This window comes from Nonomuraea sp. NPDC050783 (genome assembly GCF_040802095.1).
Lineage (GTDB): Bacteria > Actinomycetota > Actinomycetes > Streptosporangiales > Streptosporangiaceae > Nonomuraea.
In genome coordinates, this window is record NZ_JBFAHK010000041.1 from 1 (window position 1) to 19,727 (window position 19,727).

Below are 19,727 nucleotides of genomic sequence, written 5' to 3' on the forward strand. Positions count from 1 at the left end.
CTCCCCCACTAAAACACGCCGGGGCCGGGTGGGGGGCGGGCGGCCGGGCGGTCCGGGCGGGCGTGCGGCCTCTCCGGGCCGGTCCCGCCCGGCCACCCCGCCGCAACCAGCGAATGCAGCCAGAACGACGAAGCCAGTCCACCAACACCATGCACAACGCCGGCTGTCGGACAGAGCCGACGAGGTCAAAGCATGCCTTCGGAGGGAACACTACGAGGCCGGCTCGAGGTGATCAGGGAGGGGAAGATGCCTTGGTCATGGTGGAAGGATGCTTCGAGGCGATCGCGAGCCCCGGCGAGATGCGGAATCGTTACATTCGACTGTTGGGCATCAGGGTCTGCAAGTTCGAAACCTTGTCGTCTTACATCACAAAGTTTTGACCTCGCTAAATGCAGCGAACTTCAAGTGAATAGGCACGTGACTAGCGCTGACCTGCCCATACTACAGGTTATTTACCTAAGGAAAGGGTGACGAGAAAGGCTCTCGAAGACGCCAGAAGCACCTGGGTGGAGCTGTAGCATCAGGTCAAAGAAATGCCTACCGCAGGCAACTTGGTGGCTGATCTGCGGTAGGCATTGCCGATCCAACGAAAGGATCAGTATGCGTATGTTACACCCCGGATCCGGATTACTGGTGGTAGCAGTAGCAGTCGCTGCGCTGGTAACGCTACTCATCGTGACCGGACATGGAAGCGAGGCCCCGCTTGTCGTCGGGTCCGTCTCGATGGTGCTTGGCCCCTTCATTGGCAACTCGCCTAGGGGGCGCGGGAAGCGTCATGTACCTGGCCAGGACAATGATCAAGAGGCTTCGCATCGACGTGGTTGAGGCCGTGACGATCGCTGGCTTCGGTACTCGCCGTACAGGGTCGGGGCGATCGGCTGCCGCGGACCGACTCCGTCGGTCCTTGCCACCGGACGAGAGGGCTCGCCCAACGTCCCATCGAAGCCGAGAACGTCGAAACCTGTTGGCAGACTGCGGGCAGGGATGAGCCGACCCTCTCAAGCGCTGATGCGTGGGTGACCAACTGCGTGACGATCGAGGCGTACGAGCGCGGACGTTCACGGATCTTGTCTGACTGTTTCCGCAGGTCGAACCCCGTCGTTGGCCTTTTCGGGGGCACGATCAAGTGGCTTTGGGAGCAAGAAGTCGCAGGTTCAAATCCTGTCGCCCCGACCAGCACGACCAGTGAGAAGGCCGCTCACCGACATCGGGAGCGGCCTTCCGCGTGACCACCGGGAGATCGCTTCTCCTTCGGGGCAGCGAAGACGAGCGATCGGTCAGTCGTCCGGAGCGGGATGGCTTCCAGGACCAGCAGTTGCCCGGAGGTGTTCTGCTGGGCCAGGCGGTTGAGAGCCGTCCCACTTGTCCGACTCCAAGTGCGTACGCCAGAGGCCCGGCGGGTCCGCAGCCTGCCACCGGCTCACCTCGCAGGGTCGCCGAGGGTCAGCCGGTCAGGGTCAGGGGGTTGACGAGGTCGGCGTAGACCAGGAGGCCGGCCATCACCATCATCACCAGCGCGATCGCGTACGTCAGCGGCAGCACCTTGGCGATGTCCACGTATTTCGGCTCCGGGCGCCGCATGATCCTGGCGTAGGCCCGCTTGATGCCCTCCCAGATGCCGCCGGCGATGTGGCCGCCGTCCAGGGGCAGCAGCGGGATGAGGTTGAACATGCCGATCGCCAGGTTGAAGCCGGCCAGCAGGTTGACGAAGATGGCGATCTTCTTCTCGTTGGACAGGTCGCTGGCGAGGATCTCGCCGCCCATGCGGCCCGCGCCGACCACGCCGACCGGGCCCTCGGGGTCGCGTTCCTCGCCGGAGAAGGCCGCGTGCCAGACGCCGACCATCTTCTCCGGCAGGTTGACCAGCGAGCCCGCCACGCGGGCGGTCAGCTCGCCCATGTAGCCGACGACCTGACCGAGGCTCTGGCGCTGCATGACCTCGGTCGGCAGGACGCCGAGGAAGCCGACGTTCTTGTCGAGCTTCTTCGGGTCCTGCAGGTTGGGGCGGTCCTGGGCGATGAGCGTGACGTCGAGCGTCAGCGGCTTGCCGTCGCGGACGACGCCGAGCTCGACCGGGCCGGGGCCGTGGGAGCGGATGAGGCGGGTGGCGTCGTCCCAGGTGGCGATCCTGTGGCCGTCGAAGGAGACCATGCGGTCGCCGGGCTTGAGGCCGGCCTGCGCGGCCGGGGTGGGCCGGTCGGTGGGCTTGCAGGTGGTGCGCTGCTCGGTGGCCGGGATCACGCACGTGGAGGTCTCGGGCGAGACGATCGGGGCCCAGGTGGGCAGGCCGATGCCGACCAGCAGGATGCTGAAGAAGACGAACGCGAGCACGAAGTTCATCAGCGGCCCGCCGGACATGATGATGATCTTCTGCCACCACTTCTTGCGGTAGAAGACGCGGTCCTCGTCGCCGGGCCGGACCTCCTCCTGGGCGGCGTCCCTGGCCGACTCGATGAGGCCCTGCCAGGGGCCGGTGGCGGTGCTGCGCAGCTTGCCGGGGTCGTCACCGGGGCGCGGCGGCAGCATGCCGATCATGCGGATGTAGCCGCCGAACGGGATCCACTTGATGCCGTATTCGGTCTCGCCCCTGCGCCGGGACCACGCGGTCGAGCCGAAGCCCACCATGTACTGGGTGACCTTGACGCCGAAGATCTTGGCGGGCACGAGGTGGCCGATCTCGTGCAGTGCGATGGAGAACATCAACCCGAGCAGGAAGATGATGATCCCTACGAGATAGAGCCAGTTCATCTATGCGCGCTCCAGGGCAAGGCGGACGGTCCCGACAGCTTCAGAGTAGTCGAAGTCCCCGGTTCTCAAGGGCTTGCGGCGTTTCGGGCAGCCATTGACACAGAGTGATCAGACGATCACGCTAAGAGACGACGGAGGGGGACGTCTTGATCAGGATATTGATCGCCGAGCATCTGCCGTTGGTCCGCCGCGGCCTGCTGGCCACGCTCGACGCCGAGCCCGACCTGCTGGTGGTGGCCGAGGCCGGGCACGCCGACGAGGTGGCGCCGGCGGCGCTCGCGAGCGCCGCCGGCGTGGCGGTGGTGGACCTCGACCTGCCGGGCCCGCCCGTGGTGGCCGAGCTGGCCGAGCGCGTGCCGGCCTGCCGGACGCTGATCCTGTCGGCCCGGCCCGATCCCGGCCAGGTGCGCAAGGTCCTGTCGGGGCCCGCTCTGGGGTTCATGAGCCTGCGCGTGGCGCCGGAGCGGCTCGCCGACGGCATCCGCCAGGTGGCGGCCGGGTCGCGGGCCATCGAGGCGGAGCTGGCGGTGGCGGCGCTGCGCTCGGAGTGCAACCCGCTCACCCGGCGGGAGCTCGACGTGCTGCGCATCGCGGCGGAGGGCGCGCGCTCGACGGAGATCGCCGACCAGCTCTTCCTGTCGGTGGGCACGGTACGCAACCACCTGTCGCGCATCATGTGCAAGACCGGCGCGCGCAACCGGCTGGACGCCGTACGCATCGCCAGCGACTCCGGCTGGCTGTGAACACGAGCGGGGCGGGGCTCCGGCCGAGCCGCGCCGCTCCGCCGGAGCCCCGGTCATCCAGAGCATTCCAGCCGGACCGCGCCACGTGCCAGTGACCTTTCACACGACCTGACCCGTGTAGAACGTCACGGCTACGGCCGCCAGATGAGCACCAGCGCGCAGTCGTCGTTGTGGCCCGAGGCCATGGCGTTGACCAGGGCGCGGGCGCCGTCGCGGAAACCGGAGGGCAGCAGCCGGTCGGCCTCGCCGAGCAGCCTGTCGAGCCCGGCGTCGATGTCGCGGCCCGGCTGCTCGATGAGCCCGTCGGTGAACAACAGCAGCGCGTCGCCCTTGCGCAGGGTGCCGCTGTCGGGCTCGCAGTGCAGGTCGGGCACGACGCCGAGCACGACGCCCTTGGCCGAGGCGACCTGCCAGCTGCCCCGGCCCGCGTCGAACCTCACCACCGGCGGATGACCGGCCGAGGTGATCGTGTAGTCGCCGGTGGACAGGTTGAGCCGCAGGTGGACGGCGGTCACGAAGCCCTCGTCGCCCCGCTGCCTGTGCAGGTAGGCGTTGCAGGCGGGCAGGAAGTCGTCGACCGAGCCGAGCAGGCCGCCGAACGTGCCCGACAGCAGCAGCGCCCTGGTGCCGGCGTCCACGCCCTTGCCGGAGACGTCGACCAGGGCGATCTCGACGGTGTCGCCGTCGCGCATGGAGACCAGGAAGTCGCCGCCGAAGGACGACCCGCCGGCCTGCTTGAGCACCACCTTGGCGCCCCAGTCCTTGGGCAGCGGCGGCAGCTCGCCCTGGCTCTTGAGCCGGTCGCGCAGCTCCAGCAGCATCGCGTCGCCGCGCAGCCCCTGCACGCCCAGCTTGCCGCGGGTGCGGGCCATGAGCACGGCCAGCACGGTGGTGAACCCGATCGTCACCATGAGCCCGAGCCCCACCCGCCCGGCGCCGAGCGTGCCCGCGACGTAGGCGAGCGCGGCGCCCACGGCCACCAGCAGCACGACCAGGCTGCGCAGCCGTAGCTGCAGCCCGCCGACGAGGGTGATGAGGATGAGCAGCGACGGCGAGAACCACTCGGTGGAGACCTCGGCGGCCAGCACCCCGACGAGCAGCGCGAGCACGGAGAGGGTGATGAGCAGGTTGCGGTCGCGGGCGAGCGGCCCCCTGCGGACGAAGCGCACGATGGATACGAGAAAGGGCACCCGCACCAGGACGGCGCGGACCCGTGGCGGGATCAGCGGCGCCGGACGGGAACTCATGATGCGCCCGACCCTATCGGTCCGGTTCGGGTTTGGGCAGTCCACTTGACCAATGCCTTGATCATTACGGGCGGATATCGTGCGGATATTCGGTGGCCCTCCGCCTTTGCCCGCTCGTACCGTGGACGGATGACCTACCCCATCCGCCCGATTGACGAGTCCGAGTGGCCGGCGTTCAGCGGCGTCCTGGACGAGAGCTTCGGCTGGACCCCCCATCCCCAGCAGAACGAGCGGTTCAAGGCCGAGACCGAGTTCGACCGGACGCTGGCCGTCTTCGACGGCGACACCATCGTCGGGGTCACCGCGGTCTTCAGTCTCAAGATGGCGGTGCCCGGCGGGCGGGTGCTGCCCGTCGGCGGGGTGACGGCCGTGAGCGTGCTGCCCTCGCACCGCCGCCGCGGCGTGTTGTCGCAGATGATGCGCCGCCAGCTTTCCGACATCCGCGACCGGGGGGAGGCGGTGGCCGCCCTGTACGCCTCGGAGTCGGTCATCTACGGCCGCTTCGGCTACGGCCGGGCCGCGAGCGAGCTGTCGTTCCGCATCGCCAAGCGTGCCTCGGCGTTCGTCGCGAACGCGCCCGTGGACCCGTCGCTGCGCGCCCGGGTGGCCCGGCCGGCGGACGTGCGCGGGGAACTGGAGAGCCTGTTCGCCTCGCTGGTGAGCACCCGTCCCGGACGCTACGAGCGGCACGCCGCCTTCTGGGACGTCAACCTGGCCGACGAGGAGTTCGACCAGCGCGGGATGGGCTCGCTGCGCTGCGTGCTGGCCGAGGACGACCGGGGGGTGCGCGGGTACGCGTTGTTCCGGGTCAAGACGTCCTGGGACGACAACGGGGTGCCGGAGGGCGAGCTGCGGCTGTACGAGCTGGAGGCGGCCGATCCGGCGGCCTACGCGCTGCTGTGGCGCAACCTGCTCGACCGCGACCTGCTGAGCACGGTGCGGGCGCCGAGCAGGCCGGTGGACGACCCGTTGCAGGCGCTGCTGGCCGACCCGCGCCAGCTCCGCGCGACCTGGGGCGACGAGCTGTGGGTACGCCTGGTCGAGGTGGACCGGGCGCTGACCGGCCGCGCCTACGCCGCTCCCGTGGACCTGGTGATCGAGGTCGAGGACGACGTGTGCCCGTGGAACGCCGCCCGCTGGCGGCTGACCGCGGACCCGGCGGGCGCCGAGTGCAAGCAGGTCGAGGACGAGCCGGACCTCACGGTGCCGGTGTCCGCGCTCGGGTCGGCGTACCTGGGTGACGGGCAGCTCGGCCCGCAGCTCGCCGCGGGGCTGCTGCGCGAGCACCGTCCGGGCGCGGTGCGCGCGCTGGCCACCGCGATGTCCTGGAGCCCCCGGCCGTGGGCGGGCCGCGTCTTCTGACCGGAGGGCGGCCCCGTGGAGGCGTAGGCTCGGAGCATGGCGTTGCAGAGCTTGCAGATCACCGCGGTCGTCGCCATGCGCGCCCGTGACGTGTCACGGCCGTCGAAGGAGCAGCAGGAGGCCGCCGACCGGCGGCCCCTGCGCGACGAGACGCCCCGGCGCGAGGCCAGGCGCAAGCCCCAGGGGTAGGCCCCCCGGGGCGGCTACGGCAGCGGCGGGAGCTGGCCGATCGTCTCGTAGGAGGCCAGCTGCGCGATGCGCCGGCTGTGGCGCTCGCTGCCGGAGAAGGCCGTGCCGAGGAAGACCTCGACGAAGCGGGTGGCCTCGTCGAGGGAGTGCATGCGCGCCCCGATGCTGACGACGTTGGCGTTGTTGTGCTCGCGCGCCAGGCGGGCCGTCTCCTCGCTCCAGGCCAGGGCCGCGCGGATGCCGCGCACCTTGTTGGCGGCGATCTGCTCGCCGTTGCCCGAGCCGCCGATGACGACGCCCAGGCTGGCGGGGTCGCCGGCGACGCCCTCGGCGGCACGCAGCACGAACGCCGGGTAGTCGTCCTCGGCGTCGTAGACGAAGGGACCGCAGTCGGTCACCTCGTGCCCGTGGTCCTTCAGCCAGGACACGAGGTGGTTCTTGAGCTCATAGCCGGCATGGTCGGCACCGATGTAGACACGCACCCGCCCAGTCTTCCACAGCCGCGCCGATGCAGCTCGCTGGCTAGAGTAAGGACCGCACTCGACATCCAGTCCTTACGAAGGCAGGAATCCATGCGAGACATCCGCGTCATCGGCGACCCGGTGCTGCGCACGCCCGCCGAGCCCGTCACGGACTTCGACCGCGAGCTGCGCCGGCTGATCGACGAGATGTTCCAGGCGATGTACGCGGTGGACGGCGTCGGCCTGGCCGGCCCGCAGCTCGGCGTGTCGCGGCGGCTGTTCGTCTACGACATCAACAAGCGCAAAGGCCACGTGATCAACCCGGTGCTGACCGTGGACGACCCCGAGGAGGTCCCCGACGAGGAGGGCTGCCTGTCGGTGCCCGACCGGCGGACCGGCCGGCCGATCTACGCCTCCGTCGCCCGGGCCGCCGGCGTGACGGTCGAGGGGGTCGACCGGCTGCAGCGCCCGGTGCGCATCCGGGCCCGGGGCTCGCTGGCGCGCTGCTTCCAGCACGAGTGCGAGCACCTCGACGGCAAGCTGTACGTCGACCGGCTGCCGAAGAACGAGGCCCGCGGGATCATGCTGCGCGCGTAGCCCTGCGGCACGGGCGCGCGGCGGCGGGCCGCCGATCCGGCGCCCGCCCGGCCGCCCGGCTCAGAGCTGCAGGGACTTGATCTCCAGGAACTCCTCCAGGCCGTGCTCGCCGAGCTCGCGGCCGACGCCCGACTGCTTGTAGCCGCCGAAGGGGGCCAGCGGGTTGAACCGGCCGCCGTTGACGGCGACCTGGCCCGTGCGCAGCCGGCGGGCGACGGCGAGCGCGCGCTCCTCGGTGCCCGCCCAGACCGCGCCGGCCAGGCCGTAGCGGGTGCCGTTGGCGATCTCGACGGCTCTGTCCTCGCTCGTGTACGGGATCAGCGACAACACCGGGCCGAAGATCTCCTCCTGCTCGATCGTCATGCCCGGCTCCACACCCGCGAACACGGTGGGCTCGACGTAGTAGCCGCGCTCGCGCGGCCGGTCGGTGCCGCCGGTCACCAGGCGGGCGCCCTCCTCCTGGCCGCGGTTGATGTAGCGGACCACCCGGTCGCGCTGCGCCTGGGACACCAGCGGGCCGACGCGGGTGGACGCGTCGAACGGGTCGCCCACGGTGTAGCCCTCGGCGGCCTCGGCGGCCAGGCGGACGGCCTCGTCGTACTGGTCGCGGTGGACGATCATCCGGGTCCAGGCCGAGCAGGTCTGCCCGGCGTTGACGAAGCAGTTGGCCACGCCGACCTTGACCGCGGCCTTGAGGTCGGCGTCGGGCAGGATGATGTTGGCGGACTTGCCGCCCAGTTCGAGCGCGACGCGCTTGACGGTCTCGGCGCCGAGCGCGGCCACCCGGCGGCCGGCGGCGGTGGAGCCGGTGAAGGAGACCATGTCGACCTCGGGGTGGGCGGCCAGGGCCTCGCCCACGACCGGGCCGCGCCCGCTGACCAGGTTGAACACGCCCGGCGGCAGCCCCACCTCGGCGAGGATGCCGGCCAGCGCGTACGCGGCCAGCGGCGCGACCTCGCTCGGCTTGAGCACGACCGTGCATCCGGCGGCCAGCGCCGCGCCCACCTTGCAGACGATCTGGTGCAGCGGGTAGTTCCACGGCGTGATCGCCGCGACCACCCCGATGGGCTCCCTGACGACCAGCGAGTTGCCGACGCGCTCCTCGCGGGGCAGGGTCTCGGCGAGGCGGGCGAAGGACTCCAGCACACTGGCGGGCATCAGGGTCTGCACCTTGAGCGCGAAGCCCAGCGGGGCGCCCATGTCGGTGGCGATGGTCTTGGCGATCTCCTCGGCGCGCTGTCCCAGCAGGGTGGCCGCCTCGGCGAGCAGCCTGCCGCGTTCCGCCGGCGCGGTGTCCGACCAGGAGGGGAAGGCTCTTCGCGCCGCGGCCACGGCCGACTCCACGTCGTCCGGGGAGCCGGCGGGCACGCGATCGATGATCTCTTCCGTGGCCGGGTTCACGACCTCGATGGGCTCGCCGGACGCGGACGCGACCCAGGAGCCGTCGATGTACAGCTGACGCATGGCCCCATCCTGACAGCGCTTCCCGGCCTTAGCGAGAGGCGGGTCCTGAGCCGGGGATGAGGATTCTCCACCGCCATCAGGTTCTTTCCTCCGGCGGTGCATACCGGACATGCCAGGACGGGACAGGTCACACGTCAGAACGTGACGGATCAGTCGAACTGCGGGCGCTTGGTACGGGTGCGCTTCAGCTCGAAGAAGTCGTCGAACTCCGTCACCGCCAGGACGCCGTCCCACAGCCGGCCCGCGTCCTCGCCGCGGATGATCCTCGTGATGACCGGGCCGAAGAAGGCGTTGGGGCCGACGCGGATGATCGGCGTGCCGACCTCCTGGCCGACGAGCGTGATGCCCTCGTCGTGGGAGGCGCGGATCGCGGGGTCCCACTCCTCGGAGTCCATCTCGGCGGCGAGCCTCGGGTCGAGCCCGACGGCCTCCAGGGCGGCCTCGTTGATCTCGCGCAGTTTGTCCTGGTCCTTGCCGAGGCCCTGGTTGTGCAGGCGGGTGCCGAGCTCGGTGTAGAGCCGGCCGACGTACTCCTCGCCGTGCTTGGCGGCGGCCGCGGCCACCGTGCGGACCGAGCCGTGGGACCTGCGCGCCCGTTCCTTGTAGTCCTCGGGCACGTCCTTGCCCTCGTTGAGGAAGTGCAGCGACATGAAGCGGAAGCGGGGCTCGATGGGCCGTACCTTCTCGACTTCGAGCAGCCACCGTGACGTCACCCAGGCGAAGGGACAGGAAGGATCGAACCAGAGGTCCACAGGAATCTTCTCAGCCATGTGGGGCCATAACCTGAGGTGGTTCGGATCCTATTCCCGCCGTGACAGGATACCGACAACCCCGACGAAGCGGTTGAAAAGGAGCGGAACTTGGCAGGCAATCTGACCCGGGACGAAGCGCGCGAGCGGGCCCGGCTGCTGAAGGTCGAGTCGTACGAGGTCGCACTCGACCTGACGGAAGGGGACGAGCGCTTCGAGAGCGTCACCACGGTCCGCTTCGCCAGCACCACCCCCGGTGCGTCCACCTTCATCGACCTGCACGGCGCCCACCTGCGCAAGGTCACCCTCAACGGCGAGGACCTCGACGTGTCGGCCTACGACGCCGAACAGGGCCGCTTCCCGCTCCCCTCGCTCGCCGCCTCCAACGTGCTGCGCGTGGACGCCGACTGCTCCTACATGCGCACCGGCGAGGGGCTGCACCGCTTCGTGGACCCGGTCGACCAGGGCGTCTACCTGCACAGCCAGTTCGAGACCGCCGACGCCCACCGCATGTACGCCTGCTTCGACCAGCCCGACCTCAAGGCCACCTTCCAGTTCACCGTGCTGGCCCCCGCCGCCTGGGAGGTCGTCTCCAATTCCGCCGCGACCGGCGTCGAGGAGCTGCCCGAGCAGGCCGGCCGGCACGGGGCCGTCCAGGCGGCCAGGAGGTGGACGTTCGCCACCACGCCGGTCATGTCCACCTACATCACGGCGCTGGTCGCCGGGCCCTACCACAAGGTCACCAGCGAGCACGACGGCATCCCGCTCGGCCTCTACTGCCGGGCCTCGCTGGCCGAGCACCTCGACGCCGACAACATCTTCGAGGTCACCCGGCAGGGGTTCGACTTCTTCCACCGGGTGTTCGGGGTGCGCTACCCCTTCGGCAAGTACGACCAGCTCTTCGTGCCCGAGTTCAACGCCGGCGCCATGGAGAACGCGGGCTGCGTGACGTTCCTGGAGGACTACGTCTTCCGCTCCCGCGTCACCGACGCCGCCGTCGAGCGCCGCGCCGAGACGATCCTGCACGAGATGGCGCACATGTGGTTCGGCGACCTCGTCACCATGCGCTGGTGGGACGACCTGTGGCTGAACGAGTCCTTCGCCACCTACATGTCGGTGCTCGCCCAGGCCGAGGCCACGCGGTGGGGCAAGGGCGCCTGGACGACGTTCGCCAACGTCGAGAAGGCGTGGGCCTACCGCCAGGACCAGCTCCCCTCCACCCACCCGATCGCCGCCGACATCCCCGACATGCAGGCCGTCGAGGTCAACTTCGACGGCATCACGTACGCCAAGGGCGCCTCGGTGCTCAAGCAGCTCGTCGCGTACGTGGGGCTGGACAACTTCCTGGCCGGCGTGCGCGACTACTTCGCCGAGCACGCCTGGGGCAACACCGAGCTGAAGGACCTGCTCGACGCCCTGGAGCGGACCTCCGGCCGGGACCTGTCGGCCTGGTCGAAGGACTGGCTGGAGACCTCCTGGGTCAACACGCTGCGGCCCTCGTTCGAGGTGGCCGACGGCCGCTTCACCCGCTTCGAGGTGCTCCAGGAGGCACCCGCCGACTACCCGACGCTGCGCTCGCACCGCGTCGCCATCGGCCTGTACTCGCTGGCCGACGGCAAGCTGACCCGCACCAAGCGGGTCGAGCTGGACGTCGTGGGCGCGCGGACGAGCGTGCCCGACCTGGTCGGCGCGGAGCGGCCCGACCTCGTGCTGCTCAACGACGACGACCTCACCTACGCCAAGATCCGGCTGGACGACGGGTCCCTGCGCACCCTGGTGGACGGCGGCATCGCGACGTTCACCGAGTCGCTGCCGCGGGCGCTGTGCTGGTCGGCGGCCTGGGACATGACCCGCGACGGCGAGATGTCCACCCGCGACTACGTCAAGCTGGTCATCTCGGGCGTGGACGTGGTCACCGACCTGACGGTGCTGCAGGCGATCCTGCGGCAGGCCCGCCAGGCCGTCCAGCAGTACGCCGCCCCGGCCTGGCGGGCCGAGGGCCTGCGGCTGCTGGCCACCGAGCTGCGCTCGCTGCTCGCCGGCGCCGCGCCGGGCTCGGACCACCAGCTCGCCTACCTCCAGGCGTTCGCCCAGGTGGCGACCTCGGCCGAGGACCTCGACCTGCTCCAGGGCATCCTCGACGGCGGCGCGGTGCCCGAGGGGCTGACCGTGGACGCCGACCTGCGCTGGACCCTGGTGCACGCGCTGGTCGTCGGCGGGCGGATCGACGAGGCGGGCATCGCGGCCGAGCTGGAGCGCGACGCCACGGCGACCGGGGAGCGCTCGGCCGCGCAGTGCCGGGCGGCGCTGCCGTCCGCCGAGGCCAAGGCCGCCGCGTGGGAGCGCATCGTGAGCGGGAAGCTCGCCAACCACATCGCGCGGGCCACGATCGGCGGGTTCCAGGACCCGCACCACCCCGAGCTGCTGGAGCCGTACCGCGAGAAGTACTTCGCCGAGGTCGGGCGGATCTACAAGGAGTGGACCTTCGACCAGGCGTCGTCGTTCGCGGTGGGCTGCTTCCCCTCGCTGCTCATCGAGGAGGCGACCGTGCGGGCCGCCGACGAGCACCTGGCCGCCGAGCAGCCGCCGCAGGCGCTGCGCCGGCTGATCCTGGAGGGCGCCGACGGCGTCCGCCGCGCCCTGCGCAACCAGGAGAAGGACGCGGCCTCCGCCTGAGCCGTCCCGCCGGTCCCCCGCCGCGCGCGGGGGCCCGGCGCGGAGGTGAGTTTTCCCTTCCCGCACCCCGCGGGAGCGGCCGACACCTCTCCTGACATGGCGTTGTCATAGGAGAGCCGGTGTTAGCCTCGACTACGTGCTAGGCGCCGGGACCACGCTCAACGACCGCTACGTGCTGGCCGGTCGCCTCGGCGGCGGCGGCATGGGCGAGGTCTGGCGTGCCGACGACACGGTGCTCGGCCGGGCGGTCGCGGTCAAGGTGATGACGCCCGCCCTCACCGAGAACGCCACCTTCGCCCAGCGCTTCCAGAACGAGGCCAGGGCCATGGCCACGCTCACCCATCCCGGTGTGGTCGACGTCTACGACTACGGCACCTGCGAGGTCTCCGGCCGCCAGGTGACCTTCCTCGTCATGGAGTACGTCCGGGGCGAGTCCCTCGACCGGGTGCTGCGCCGCGGCCCGCTCGGCACCGCGGCCGCCCTGCGGCTGGTGGCCGAGGTGGGCGACGCCCTGGCCGCCGCGCACGCGCAGGGCATCGTGCACCGCGACGTCAAGCCGGCCAACCTCATGGTCCGCGAGGGCGGCGGGGTGGCGCTCACCGACTTCGGCATCGCGCACTCGGTCTCGGCCGGGCACCTGACGGCGACCGGGCAGATGTTGTGCTCGGCGGGCTACTGCGCGCCCGAGATGGCCACCTCCAGCGAGGTGACGCCGGCGGTCGACGTGTACGCGCTCGGGGTGGTGGCGTACGAGTGCCTGACCGGGCGGCCGCCCTTCCAGGGGGACACGCCCGTACAGATCATCTTCAAGCACCTCAACTCGCCCGTGCCGGAGCTGCCCGAGGACGTGCCCGCCGCAGTGCGGGCCCTGGTGACGAAGGCGCTGCAGAAGACGCCCGAGCAGCGCTGGGAGTCGGCCGCCGCCATGGCCGCGGCCGCCCGGCAGGCCCTGGCGGCGCCCGGTGCCGTGCCGGGAGCGGCCGGCTTCGGCCCCGGCGGCTTCGGCCCGGCGGGCATGGCGGGCATGGCGGGCTCCGCTCTCGGCCCCACGCTCGGCTCGGCCCTCGGCTCCACGCCCGGCCCTTCCTCCGGCTCCACGCCCGGCTCCGCCTCCGGTCCCACGCTCGGCCCGGTTTCCGGCGGCGGCTCGGCGAGCACGGCCGGCGGCCCCGGGGGTGCGCCCGGCGTTCACCCGGCGGGCACGGCCGGTGGTGGCCCGGGAAGCGCGGCTGGTGGCCGTCCAGAGGGTGCGGCCGGTGGTCACCCGGGGGGCCCGGCCGGTGGTGGCCTGGGAGGCGCTGTCGGGGGTGGCTCGGGAGGCGCGGCCGGGGGTCGTCCGGGAGGTGCTGCCGGTGGTGCGGGCGGGACCGTTCCCGGCGGGCTGTCCGGCACCCTGCCCGGCCACCCCGAGCAGCAGCGGCGGCGGCGCCGCACGGTGCGGGTGGCGCTGACCCTCGCGGCCGCCGTGCTGGTGTCGGCGGGCGTGGCGGGCGCCGTGTGGCTGCGGCCCCCGCAGACGGCGCAGGAGACCGTCGTGACGCCCACCGGCGTGGCCGACACCACGGCCACGACCAGTCCCAGGGCTCCGGCCACCACCCGGTCGCAGACCTCTCCCCCGGCCCGGCCGGTCCCGAGCACCACGCCGACGCGCGCCCTCACCCCGCCGCCCACTCCCTCGGTGACGGTCACCCCCACCTCGTCGGTCCCGCAGACGCCCACCACGGAGCCGCCGACCACGCCCGAGCCGACCAAGGAGCCGTCGCAGGAGCCCACGCCCGAGCCCACCCAGCCCGGCCCCGAGGAGCCCACGACCGAGCCGACGGCGGACGACAAGCCGACGGGCGAGGTCCAGTGCGTCCGCGAGCCCTGCCCGTAGCCGGATGCGGCGTGCCCGCCGGGCCCGGCCCGGGCCCGCGGAGGAAGCGGGCGATGTGCGTGAGCGATCCGAGATCGTGAGAAAGTCGTCGCGTGGATACGACTCGTGACCTGCTCATCGCCCTTGCCCGCCGCTATGCCTTCGCCGATCTCGGCGCGCTCGCGCCGGCGGCGGAGATCGCGGACGTGTGCGAGTTCGGCCAGCGGCTGATGTCCCTCGACGCCGAGGACTTCGCGGCCGAGGCCAGGGCGGTGCCCGCCGAGCTGCGGCGGCGGGCCCGAGCCTGCCACATGCCGCAGACGCCGCGCGAGCAGCCGCGCGGGGCGCTGGAGTCGTTGCGGCCGGCGTACGGGCTGCTGCTGGAGGTGATCGCGGTGCGCTGGCACCGACGGGAGCTGAGCCCGATGATCGCCGCCGTGCACATCGCCAGCGAATACCTTCCGCTGCTGGCCTTCGAGCCGCACCTCGGGCACGCCGGCGATCCGGCCCGGTGGCCCGCCGGGCTGAGCGCGCCGGGGAGCAGGTTCGGGGTGATCGGGGACCGGGAGTGCGATCACACCAAGTCCGAGCAGTCGGCCACCAACCGGACGTTGCGCGTGTCGGTGGAGCCGGGCGAGGGGTGGCGGGCGTACTTCGACCGGCAGCACAGCCAGGTCGCGGGGGCGCTCGCCGTGTGCGTGGCCGCCTGCCGCAACCCCTGCGCCGCGATGGACTGGATCGAGCCGGAGCCCCGGGCCGACCTGCACGTACGCGCCCGCACGGCGCTGGCCTTCGCCGAGACCCCGCTGGTGCGGCTGCGCCACGCGGCCCCCGTCGGGCACGGGTTCGGGGTGCCGTCGCCGGAGGAGGTGCTCGACGCCTGGGAGCGCAGCCGCCTGGCCCTGGACAAGAACCCCGTCGGCAGCGCGGCGATGAAGGACGACGGCTTCCCGCTGCCCGGCCTGCCCGCCCTCTTCGCGGCCGTCGCCGGTGCCCCCATCGAGCCCGCCACGCTGCTCAGCGGCGTCAGCGACCACGTGGTCAAGCTGCTCGAACGCGAGGGCCCGGCCCTGTAGCACCCGCCCGCGATCGAGCCGGGCCGGAGGCGGGGTCAGCGGCGGGCGGTGGCCTGCTCGCCGAGGGCGTTGATGCCGTACAGGACGCCGCCGATCAGGTCGCCGACGCTGAAGGCCGTGGCCATCGACATGGCGGTCAGCCGGCAGGCGGCGTCGGTCAGGCGGTGGCGGGCGTTCTCGCCGGTGACGATCTCCAGGCCGCGGCCCTTGACGTCCACCAGGACCACCACGGCGTCGGGGGCCTCGGGGCCGAGGGCGGCGTGGAGGCGTTCGGCGAAGTGGCGGCGCCCCCCGACCGGCCCGCCGGCGGGCTCGCCGAGGAAGAGCCCGAAGCGCAGCCCGCTGCGGATCTCGGCCGTGTGCAGGGCCTTGCGGATGTCGTCGGCCTGGGCGGTGGTCAGTCCTCGCATGGTCGCCCTCTCCTCACCGTCCGGCCCTCACCATCCGGCCGAGGCGCCGCCGACGTGCCTGCCCGGCTCCGCCGTCTCGGCCGCGGCCACCCAGTCGTCGTCGGGCACCGCCGTCCAGTGCGCCACCCGGTCGGCCAGGACGAGCCCCGAGGTGCTCACGCCGCGCTCGCTGCCGGACGGCCCGCCGAGCCACACCGGGCCGGACTCGACACGCCGCTGCGTGCCGCGCCCCGGCACCATGACCACCAGGCTGATCAGCACGAACATCCCCAAGGACACCCCGATGAGAAAGAGCAGGATCTCTGCCGCGCTGTTCACACCACGAACGTAGACCTCGTGCGCGAGTCCGGCCAGACCCTCGCCGCCCCGAGGAGTTATGATCTTGGGAGCGGTGGCGTTCCTCTCTAGAGAAGAACGTAAGTAATACCCTGAAAACGGGCGTGGAACACGATGAGCTGAGCCATAAAACTATGGACAGGGCAACACTAGGAATCGGCAAGATTCCCGGGCTACGGTGAGTTACGTGGACACCGACAACCAGCGAGAAGACGGTCACAACGCGTCACCGATCTGGGTGAGCGACCGGCCGGAGAGCGAGCAGACCGCTGCCGCCAGACCCTCGGCGCCCACCTCCACGTACGCGCCGGTGCCGCGCGCGTCCGTGCGCGACCTGCTGGCCCAACCACGCGTCCGGCGCCTGCGCACCCGCCTGCTGGTGGGCGTGGCCGCGGCGCTCCTCGTGGGCTTCCTCGCGGGCGACTGGCGGATCGGCGTGACCGCGGGCGTGACCGCGGCCGTCCTGGAGGCGGTCTACCGGGCGCGCTCCCACTCCACCGTGCCCGCGTGGCGGCGCGCGTCCGTGGCGGAGCGGCGTACCGAGGCGCAGTTGCGCAAGCTGGAGCGCCTGGGCTACCGCACGCTGCACGCGCGGGCGATCCCCGACACCGAGCAGCAGATCGACCATCTCGTGGTCGGCCCGACCGGCGTGTACGCCGTCGACTCCGAGAAGTGGGACAAACGCCTGCCGGTCCGCGTGCAGTCGGGCAAGAAGCTCTTCCACGGGCCGTTCGACCAGAAGGAGCGCCTGACCCACGCCAAGTTCGAGGCGTCGAAGGCCAGCGAGCTGATCAGCGCGGCGTTCGGCCGCGAGGTGCCCGTGGTGCCCTCGCTCGCGATCTACGGGCCGTCCGTGCCTTGGAAGATCATGACGATCCGCGGTGTGGACGTCTACCAGGGCGACCGGGCGCGCAAGTGGATCACCAAGCGGACGCGGGCGCTGACCCCCGGCGAGATCGAGCAGATCTACGACATCGCCGCCCAGGTGCTGCCGGCCCGCTACGGCGAGGGCTGATTCCGGCCGGCCGGGCTCAGGTCCGCCCGGCCGCGCGGCCGAGTTCCCGATTGTCGTTCCCGATTGTCGTTCCCACCTGTCGTTCCCACCTGTCGTTCCCACCTGTTCGACCGGGCCCGGGACGTGCCTGAGACGTGTCCGAAGCGTGGACGATTGTCTCAGTCACCGGGCGGTGGTCGTACCATGTGAAGACTCGACAGCGATGGGAGAAGCGCGATGCCCGCCCTCAGGTCACGTACGGTCACCCACGGCAGGAACATGGTCGGTGCCCGGGCCCTGCTCCGGGCGACCGGCGTAGCCGGGAGCGATTTCGGCAAGCCCATCGTGGCTGTGGCCAACAGTTTCACGCAGTTCGTCCCCGGTCACGTGCACCTGCGCGAGGTCGGCGACGTCGTCTCCGCCGCGGTGCGCGAGGCGGGGGCCATCCCCCGCGAGTTCAACACGATCGCGGTCGACGACGGCATCGCGATGGGCCACGGCGGCATGCTCTACTCGCTGCCGTCCCGCGAGCTGATCGCCGACGCCGTGGAGTACATGGTCAACGCCCACTGCGCGGACGCGCTCATCTGCGTCTCCAACTGCGACAAGATCACGCCGGGCATGTTGCTGGCCGCCTTCCGGCTCAACATCCCGACGGTCTTCGTCTCCGGCGGCCCCATGGAGGCCGGCAAGACCCCGGGCCGCAAGCTCGACCTCATCGACCCGATGATCGCCTCCGCGGACGCGTCGGTCTCCGACGAGGAGCTGCTGGAGATGGAGGAGAACGCCTGCCCCACCTGCGGCTCGTGCTCGGGCATGTTCACCGCCAACTCGATGAACTGCCTGGCCGAGGCGATCGGCCTGGCGCTGCCCGGCAACGGCACGATCCTGGCCACGCACAAGGCCCGCAAGAAGCTCTTCGAGGACGCCGGCCGCACCCTGGTCGAGATCACCCGCCGCTACTACGAGGAGGACGACGCGTCGGTGCTGCCGCGCTCGATCGCCACCCGCGAGGCGTTCGAGAACGCGATGACCCTCGACGTGGCCATGGGCGGCTCGACCAACACGATTCTGCACATCCTGGCCGCGGCCCGCGAGGCGCAGGTCGACTTCGGCCTCAAGGAGATCAACGAGATCTCGCTGCGGGTGCCCTGCCTGTGCAAGGTGGCCCCGGCCACGAACAAGTACCACATCGAGGACGTCCACCGCGCCGGCGGCATCCCGGGCATCCTGGGCGAGCTGGACCGCGCCGGGCTGCTGCACCGTGAGGTGCCCACCGTCAACGGCGGCACGCTGGCCGACCTGCTGGCCGCCTGGGACGCCAAGTCGCCGACCGTCAAGCCGGAGGCCGTGGAGCTGTGGCACGCCGCGCCCGGCAACGTGCGCACGGTCAAGGCGTACTCGCAGGACAACCGCTGGGACGACCTCGACCTCGACCGGGCCGCGGGCTGCATCCGCGACCGCGAGCACGCCTACACCGCCGACGGCGGCCTGGCCGTGCTCTACGGCAACATCTCGCGCGACGGCGCGGTGGTGAAGACCGCCGGGGTGGACGAGTCGATCTGGAAGTTCAGCGGCCCGGCGGTCGTGTTCGAGTCGCAGGAGCAGGCCGTGGAGGGCATCCTCGGCGGGCGGGTCAAGGAGGGCGACGTCGTCGTCATCCGCTACGAGGGCCCCAAGGGCGGCCCCGGCATGCAGGAGATGCTCTACCCGACCTCGTTCCTCAAGGGCAAGGGCCTGGGCAAGGCGTGCGCGCTGGTCACCGACGGCCGCTTCTCCGGCGGCACCTCGGGCCTGTCCATCGGCCACGCCTCCCCCGAGGCGGCCGAGGGCGGCACGATCGCGCTGGTCGAGGACGGTGACATCATCGACATCGACATCCCCAACCGGTCGATGGAGCTGCGCGTCCCCGAGGCCGAGCTGGCGGCCCGGCGCGAGCGGCTGCTGGCCGAGCTGGGCGGCTACCGGCCGCGCGAGCGCAACCGGCCGGTGAGCGCGGCGCTGCAGGCGTACGCCGCGATGACGACGTCCGCCTCGACGGGTGCCTCGCGGGACCTGACGCAGCTGGCGAAGTGAGGGCGGCCGGCTCGGCGGGCGGCAGGGTTCCCGCCCGCCGAGCCGGCACCCGAGCGGCCTGAGCGACCTGTCCATCCGGACAGGTTTTCGAAAAATGTCGGTCGTCGTCCGTATTCTTTGGGTATGACGACAGTCGTGAAGCACGATACTCGCCCGCTGACGACCGCCGAGATCGCCGCACTCGCACTCTCCCTCGCCCACCTCGGCGCGGGGCCCCAGGCCGTGACCGCCCGTCGCGGCCTGCAGCACGCTCTCCAGCACCTGGAGCTCGACGACGACGTCATCGCCACCACGCTCACGACGCTGACCGAGCCGCTGCCCCTGGAGGTCGCCTCCCGGGCCAGGCTCATGGCCGACGCCATCACCAGCCGCCTCATCATCCGCCTGCACTATCGCGACGCCGGGGGCGCCATCACCGTGCGCGACGTCGAGCCGGTGACGTGCCTGGTCCACCGCGAGTACTGGTACCTGGTCGGCGTGTGCCGGATGCGCCGGGCGATCAGGGCCTTCCGGTTCGACCGCATCCTCGCGGTCGAGCCCACGCTCACCCCGGCGCGCCCGCACCTGGCCGACCGGTTCCTGCCCTTCCAGCGCCGCAAGCGGATCAAGGCCGCCGGGGCGGCATGAGGTTCACAGCCGCCGGGGCGGCATGAGTTCCGGGGGTTCCCGGCGCGGCGGCTCGCGCCGGGGGCTCCTTGGGCGTGCCGGACAGGCGTAGGCTGGCGGGACACGGTCCGGAGGCGC

The 19,727-nt window shown here is 71.6% G+C and carries 17 protein-coding genes; 10 read left to right on the top strand and 7 right to left on the bottom strand.

Annotated features, from left to right (window positions below; all coding sequences use genetic code 11):
• Window positions 1–1,443: 1,443 nt before the first annotated feature.
• Complete coding sequence (locus AB0H75_RS47935) at window positions 1,444–2,748, bottom strand: RIP metalloprotease (protein ID WP_367808337.1); 1,305 nt, start codon at window positions 2,746–2,748, stop codon at window positions 1,444–1,446.
• A gap of 146 nt (window positions 2,749–2,894) precedes the next feature.
• Between AB0H75_RS47935 and AB0H75_RS47940 the strand changes: the two genes are divergently transcribed.
• Window positions 2,895–3,491: a response regulator transcription factor gene (locus AB0H75_RS47940; RefSeq protein ID WP_367808339.1), complete on the top strand. Its 597-nt coding sequence runs from the start codon at window positions 2,895–2,897 to the stop codon at window positions 3,489–3,491.
• 131 nt (window positions 3,492–3,622) lie between these two features.
• Here the strand turns inward: AB0H75_RS47940 and AB0H75_RS47945 are convergent, their stop codons facing one another.
• Window positions 3,623–4,738 (bottom strand): PP2C family protein-serine/threonine phosphatase, encoded by a 1,116-nt coding sequence (locus tag AB0H75_RS47945; RefSeq protein ID WP_367808341.1) that lies wholly within the window; start codon window positions 4,736–4,738, stop codon window positions 3,623–3,625.
• A gap of 129 nt (window positions 4,739–4,867) precedes the next feature.
• Here AB0H75_RS47945 and AB0H75_RS47950 point away from each other — a divergent pair, with 129 nt between their 5' ends.
• The gene (locus AB0H75_RS47950; protein ID WP_367808343.1) at window positions 4,868–6,100 is read left to right on the top strand and encodes a GNAT family N-acetyltransferase; all 1,233 of its coding nucleotides are present in this window, start codon (window positions 4,868–4,870) and stop codon (window positions 6,098–6,100) included.
• A gap of 36 nt (window positions 6,101–6,136) precedes the next feature.
• A complete protein-coding gene (locus tag AB0H75_RS47955; protein ID WP_367808345.1) occupies window positions 6,137–6,289 on the top strand; it encodes a hypothetical protein in 153 nt (50 codons plus the stop codon).
• Between the two features lie 14 nt (window positions 6,290–6,303).
• On the opposite strand, the gene AB0H75_RS47960 is transcribed toward AB0H75_RS47955, so the two are convergent.
• Entirely contained in the window at window positions 6,304–6,771 is a 468-nt protein-coding gene (locus tag AB0H75_RS47960; protein WP_367808347.1) for a ribose-5-phosphate isomerase, read from the bottom strand.
• Window positions 6,772–6,861: 90 nt separating this feature from the next.
• Here AB0H75_RS47960 and def point away from each other — a divergent pair, with 90 nt between their 5' ends.
• Entirely contained in the window at window positions 6,862–7,347 is a 486-nt protein-coding gene (gene def / locus AB0H75_RS47965; protein WP_367808349.1) for a peptide deformylase, read from the top strand.
• A 60-nt stretch (window positions 7,348–7,407) separates the two neighbouring features.
• Here def and AB0H75_RS47970 read toward each other — a convergent pair whose 3' ends face one another.
• Both AB0H75_RS47970 and AB0H75_RS47975 read right to left on the bottom strand, forming a co-directional pair.
• The gene (locus AB0H75_RS47970) at window positions 7,408–8,811 is read right to left on the bottom strand and encodes an aldehyde dehydrogenase family protein (RefSeq protein ID WP_367808351.1); all 1,404 of its coding nucleotides are present in this window, start codon (window positions 8,809–8,811) and stop codon (window positions 7,408–7,410) included.
• A 149-nt stretch (window positions 8,812–8,960) separates the two neighbouring features.
• The gene (locus AB0H75_RS47975) at window positions 8,961–9,581 is read right to left on the bottom strand and encodes a disulfide bond formation protein DsbA (protein WP_367808353.1); all 621 of its coding nucleotides are present in this window, start codon (window positions 9,579–9,581) and stop codon (window positions 8,961–8,963) included.
• A gap of 90 nt (window positions 9,582–9,671) precedes the next feature.
• On the opposite strand from AB0H75_RS47975, the gene pepN reads away from it, so the two are divergent.
• The 3 genes from pepN to AB0H75_RS47990 all read left to right on the top strand — a co-directional run bounded on the left by pepN (window position 9,672) and on the right by AB0H75_RS47990 (window position 15,167).
• The gene (pepN, locus tag AB0H75_RS47980; protein WP_367808355.1) at window positions 9,672–12,236 is read left to right on the top strand and encodes an aminopeptidase N; all 2,565 of its coding nucleotides are present in this window, start codon (window positions 9,672–9,674) and stop codon (window positions 12,234–12,236) included.
• Window positions 12,237–12,372: 136 nt separating this feature from the next.
• Window positions 12,373–14,112, top strand: a complete 1,740-nt coding sequence (locus AB0H75_RS47985; protein ID WP_367808357.1) for a protein kinase — start codon at window positions 12,373–12,375, stop codon at window positions 14,110–14,112.
• A 92-nt stretch (window positions 14,113–14,204) separates the two neighbouring features.
• Complete coding sequence (locus tag AB0H75_RS47990; RefSeq protein WP_367808359.1) at window positions 14,205–15,167, top strand: hypothetical protein; 963 nt, start codon at window positions 14,205–14,207, stop codon at window positions 15,165–15,167.
• Window positions 15,168–15,202: 35 nt separating this feature from the next.
• Here AB0H75_RS47990 and AB0H75_RS47995 read toward each other — a convergent pair whose 3' ends face one another.
• On the bottom strand, window positions 15,203–15,577 hold the full coding sequence (locus tag AB0H75_RS47995) for a DUF5130 family protein (RefSeq protein WP_367808361.1): 375 nt from the start codon (window positions 15,575–15,577) through the stop codon (window positions 15,203–15,205).
• 27 nt (window positions 15,578–15,604) lie between these two features.
• A complete protein-coding gene (locus tag AB0H75_RS48000) occupies window positions 15,605–15,895 on the bottom strand; it encodes a hypothetical protein (RefSeq protein WP_367808363.1) in 291 nt (96 codons plus the stop codon).
• 205 nt (window positions 15,896–16,100) lie between these two features.
• On the opposite strand from AB0H75_RS48000, the gene AB0H75_RS48005 reads away from it, so the two are divergent.
• The 3 genes from AB0H75_RS48005 (at window position 16,101) to AB0H75_RS48015 (ending at window position 19,610) form a co-directional block, all read left to right on the top strand.
• Window positions 16,101–16,928, top strand: a complete 828-nt coding sequence (locus AB0H75_RS48005; protein ID WP_367808365.1) for a nuclease-related domain-containing protein — start codon at window positions 16,101–16,103, stop codon at window positions 16,926–16,928.
• Window positions 16,929–17,144: 216 nt separating this feature from the next.
• Window positions 17,145–18,983, top strand: coding sequence for a dihydroxy-acid dehydratase (gene ilvD / locus AB0H75_RS48010; RefSeq protein ID WP_367808367.1), 1,839 nt, complete (start codon window positions 17,145–17,147; stop codon window positions 18,981–18,983).
• A 123-nt stretch (window positions 18,984–19,106) separates the two neighbouring features.
• Window positions 19,107–19,610 (top strand): helix-turn-helix transcriptional regulator, encoded by a 504-nt coding sequence (locus tag AB0H75_RS48015; protein ID WP_367808369.1) that lies wholly within the window; start codon window positions 19,107–19,109, stop codon window positions 19,608–19,610.
• The last annotated feature ends 117 nt before the right edge of the window (window positions 19,611–19,727 follow it).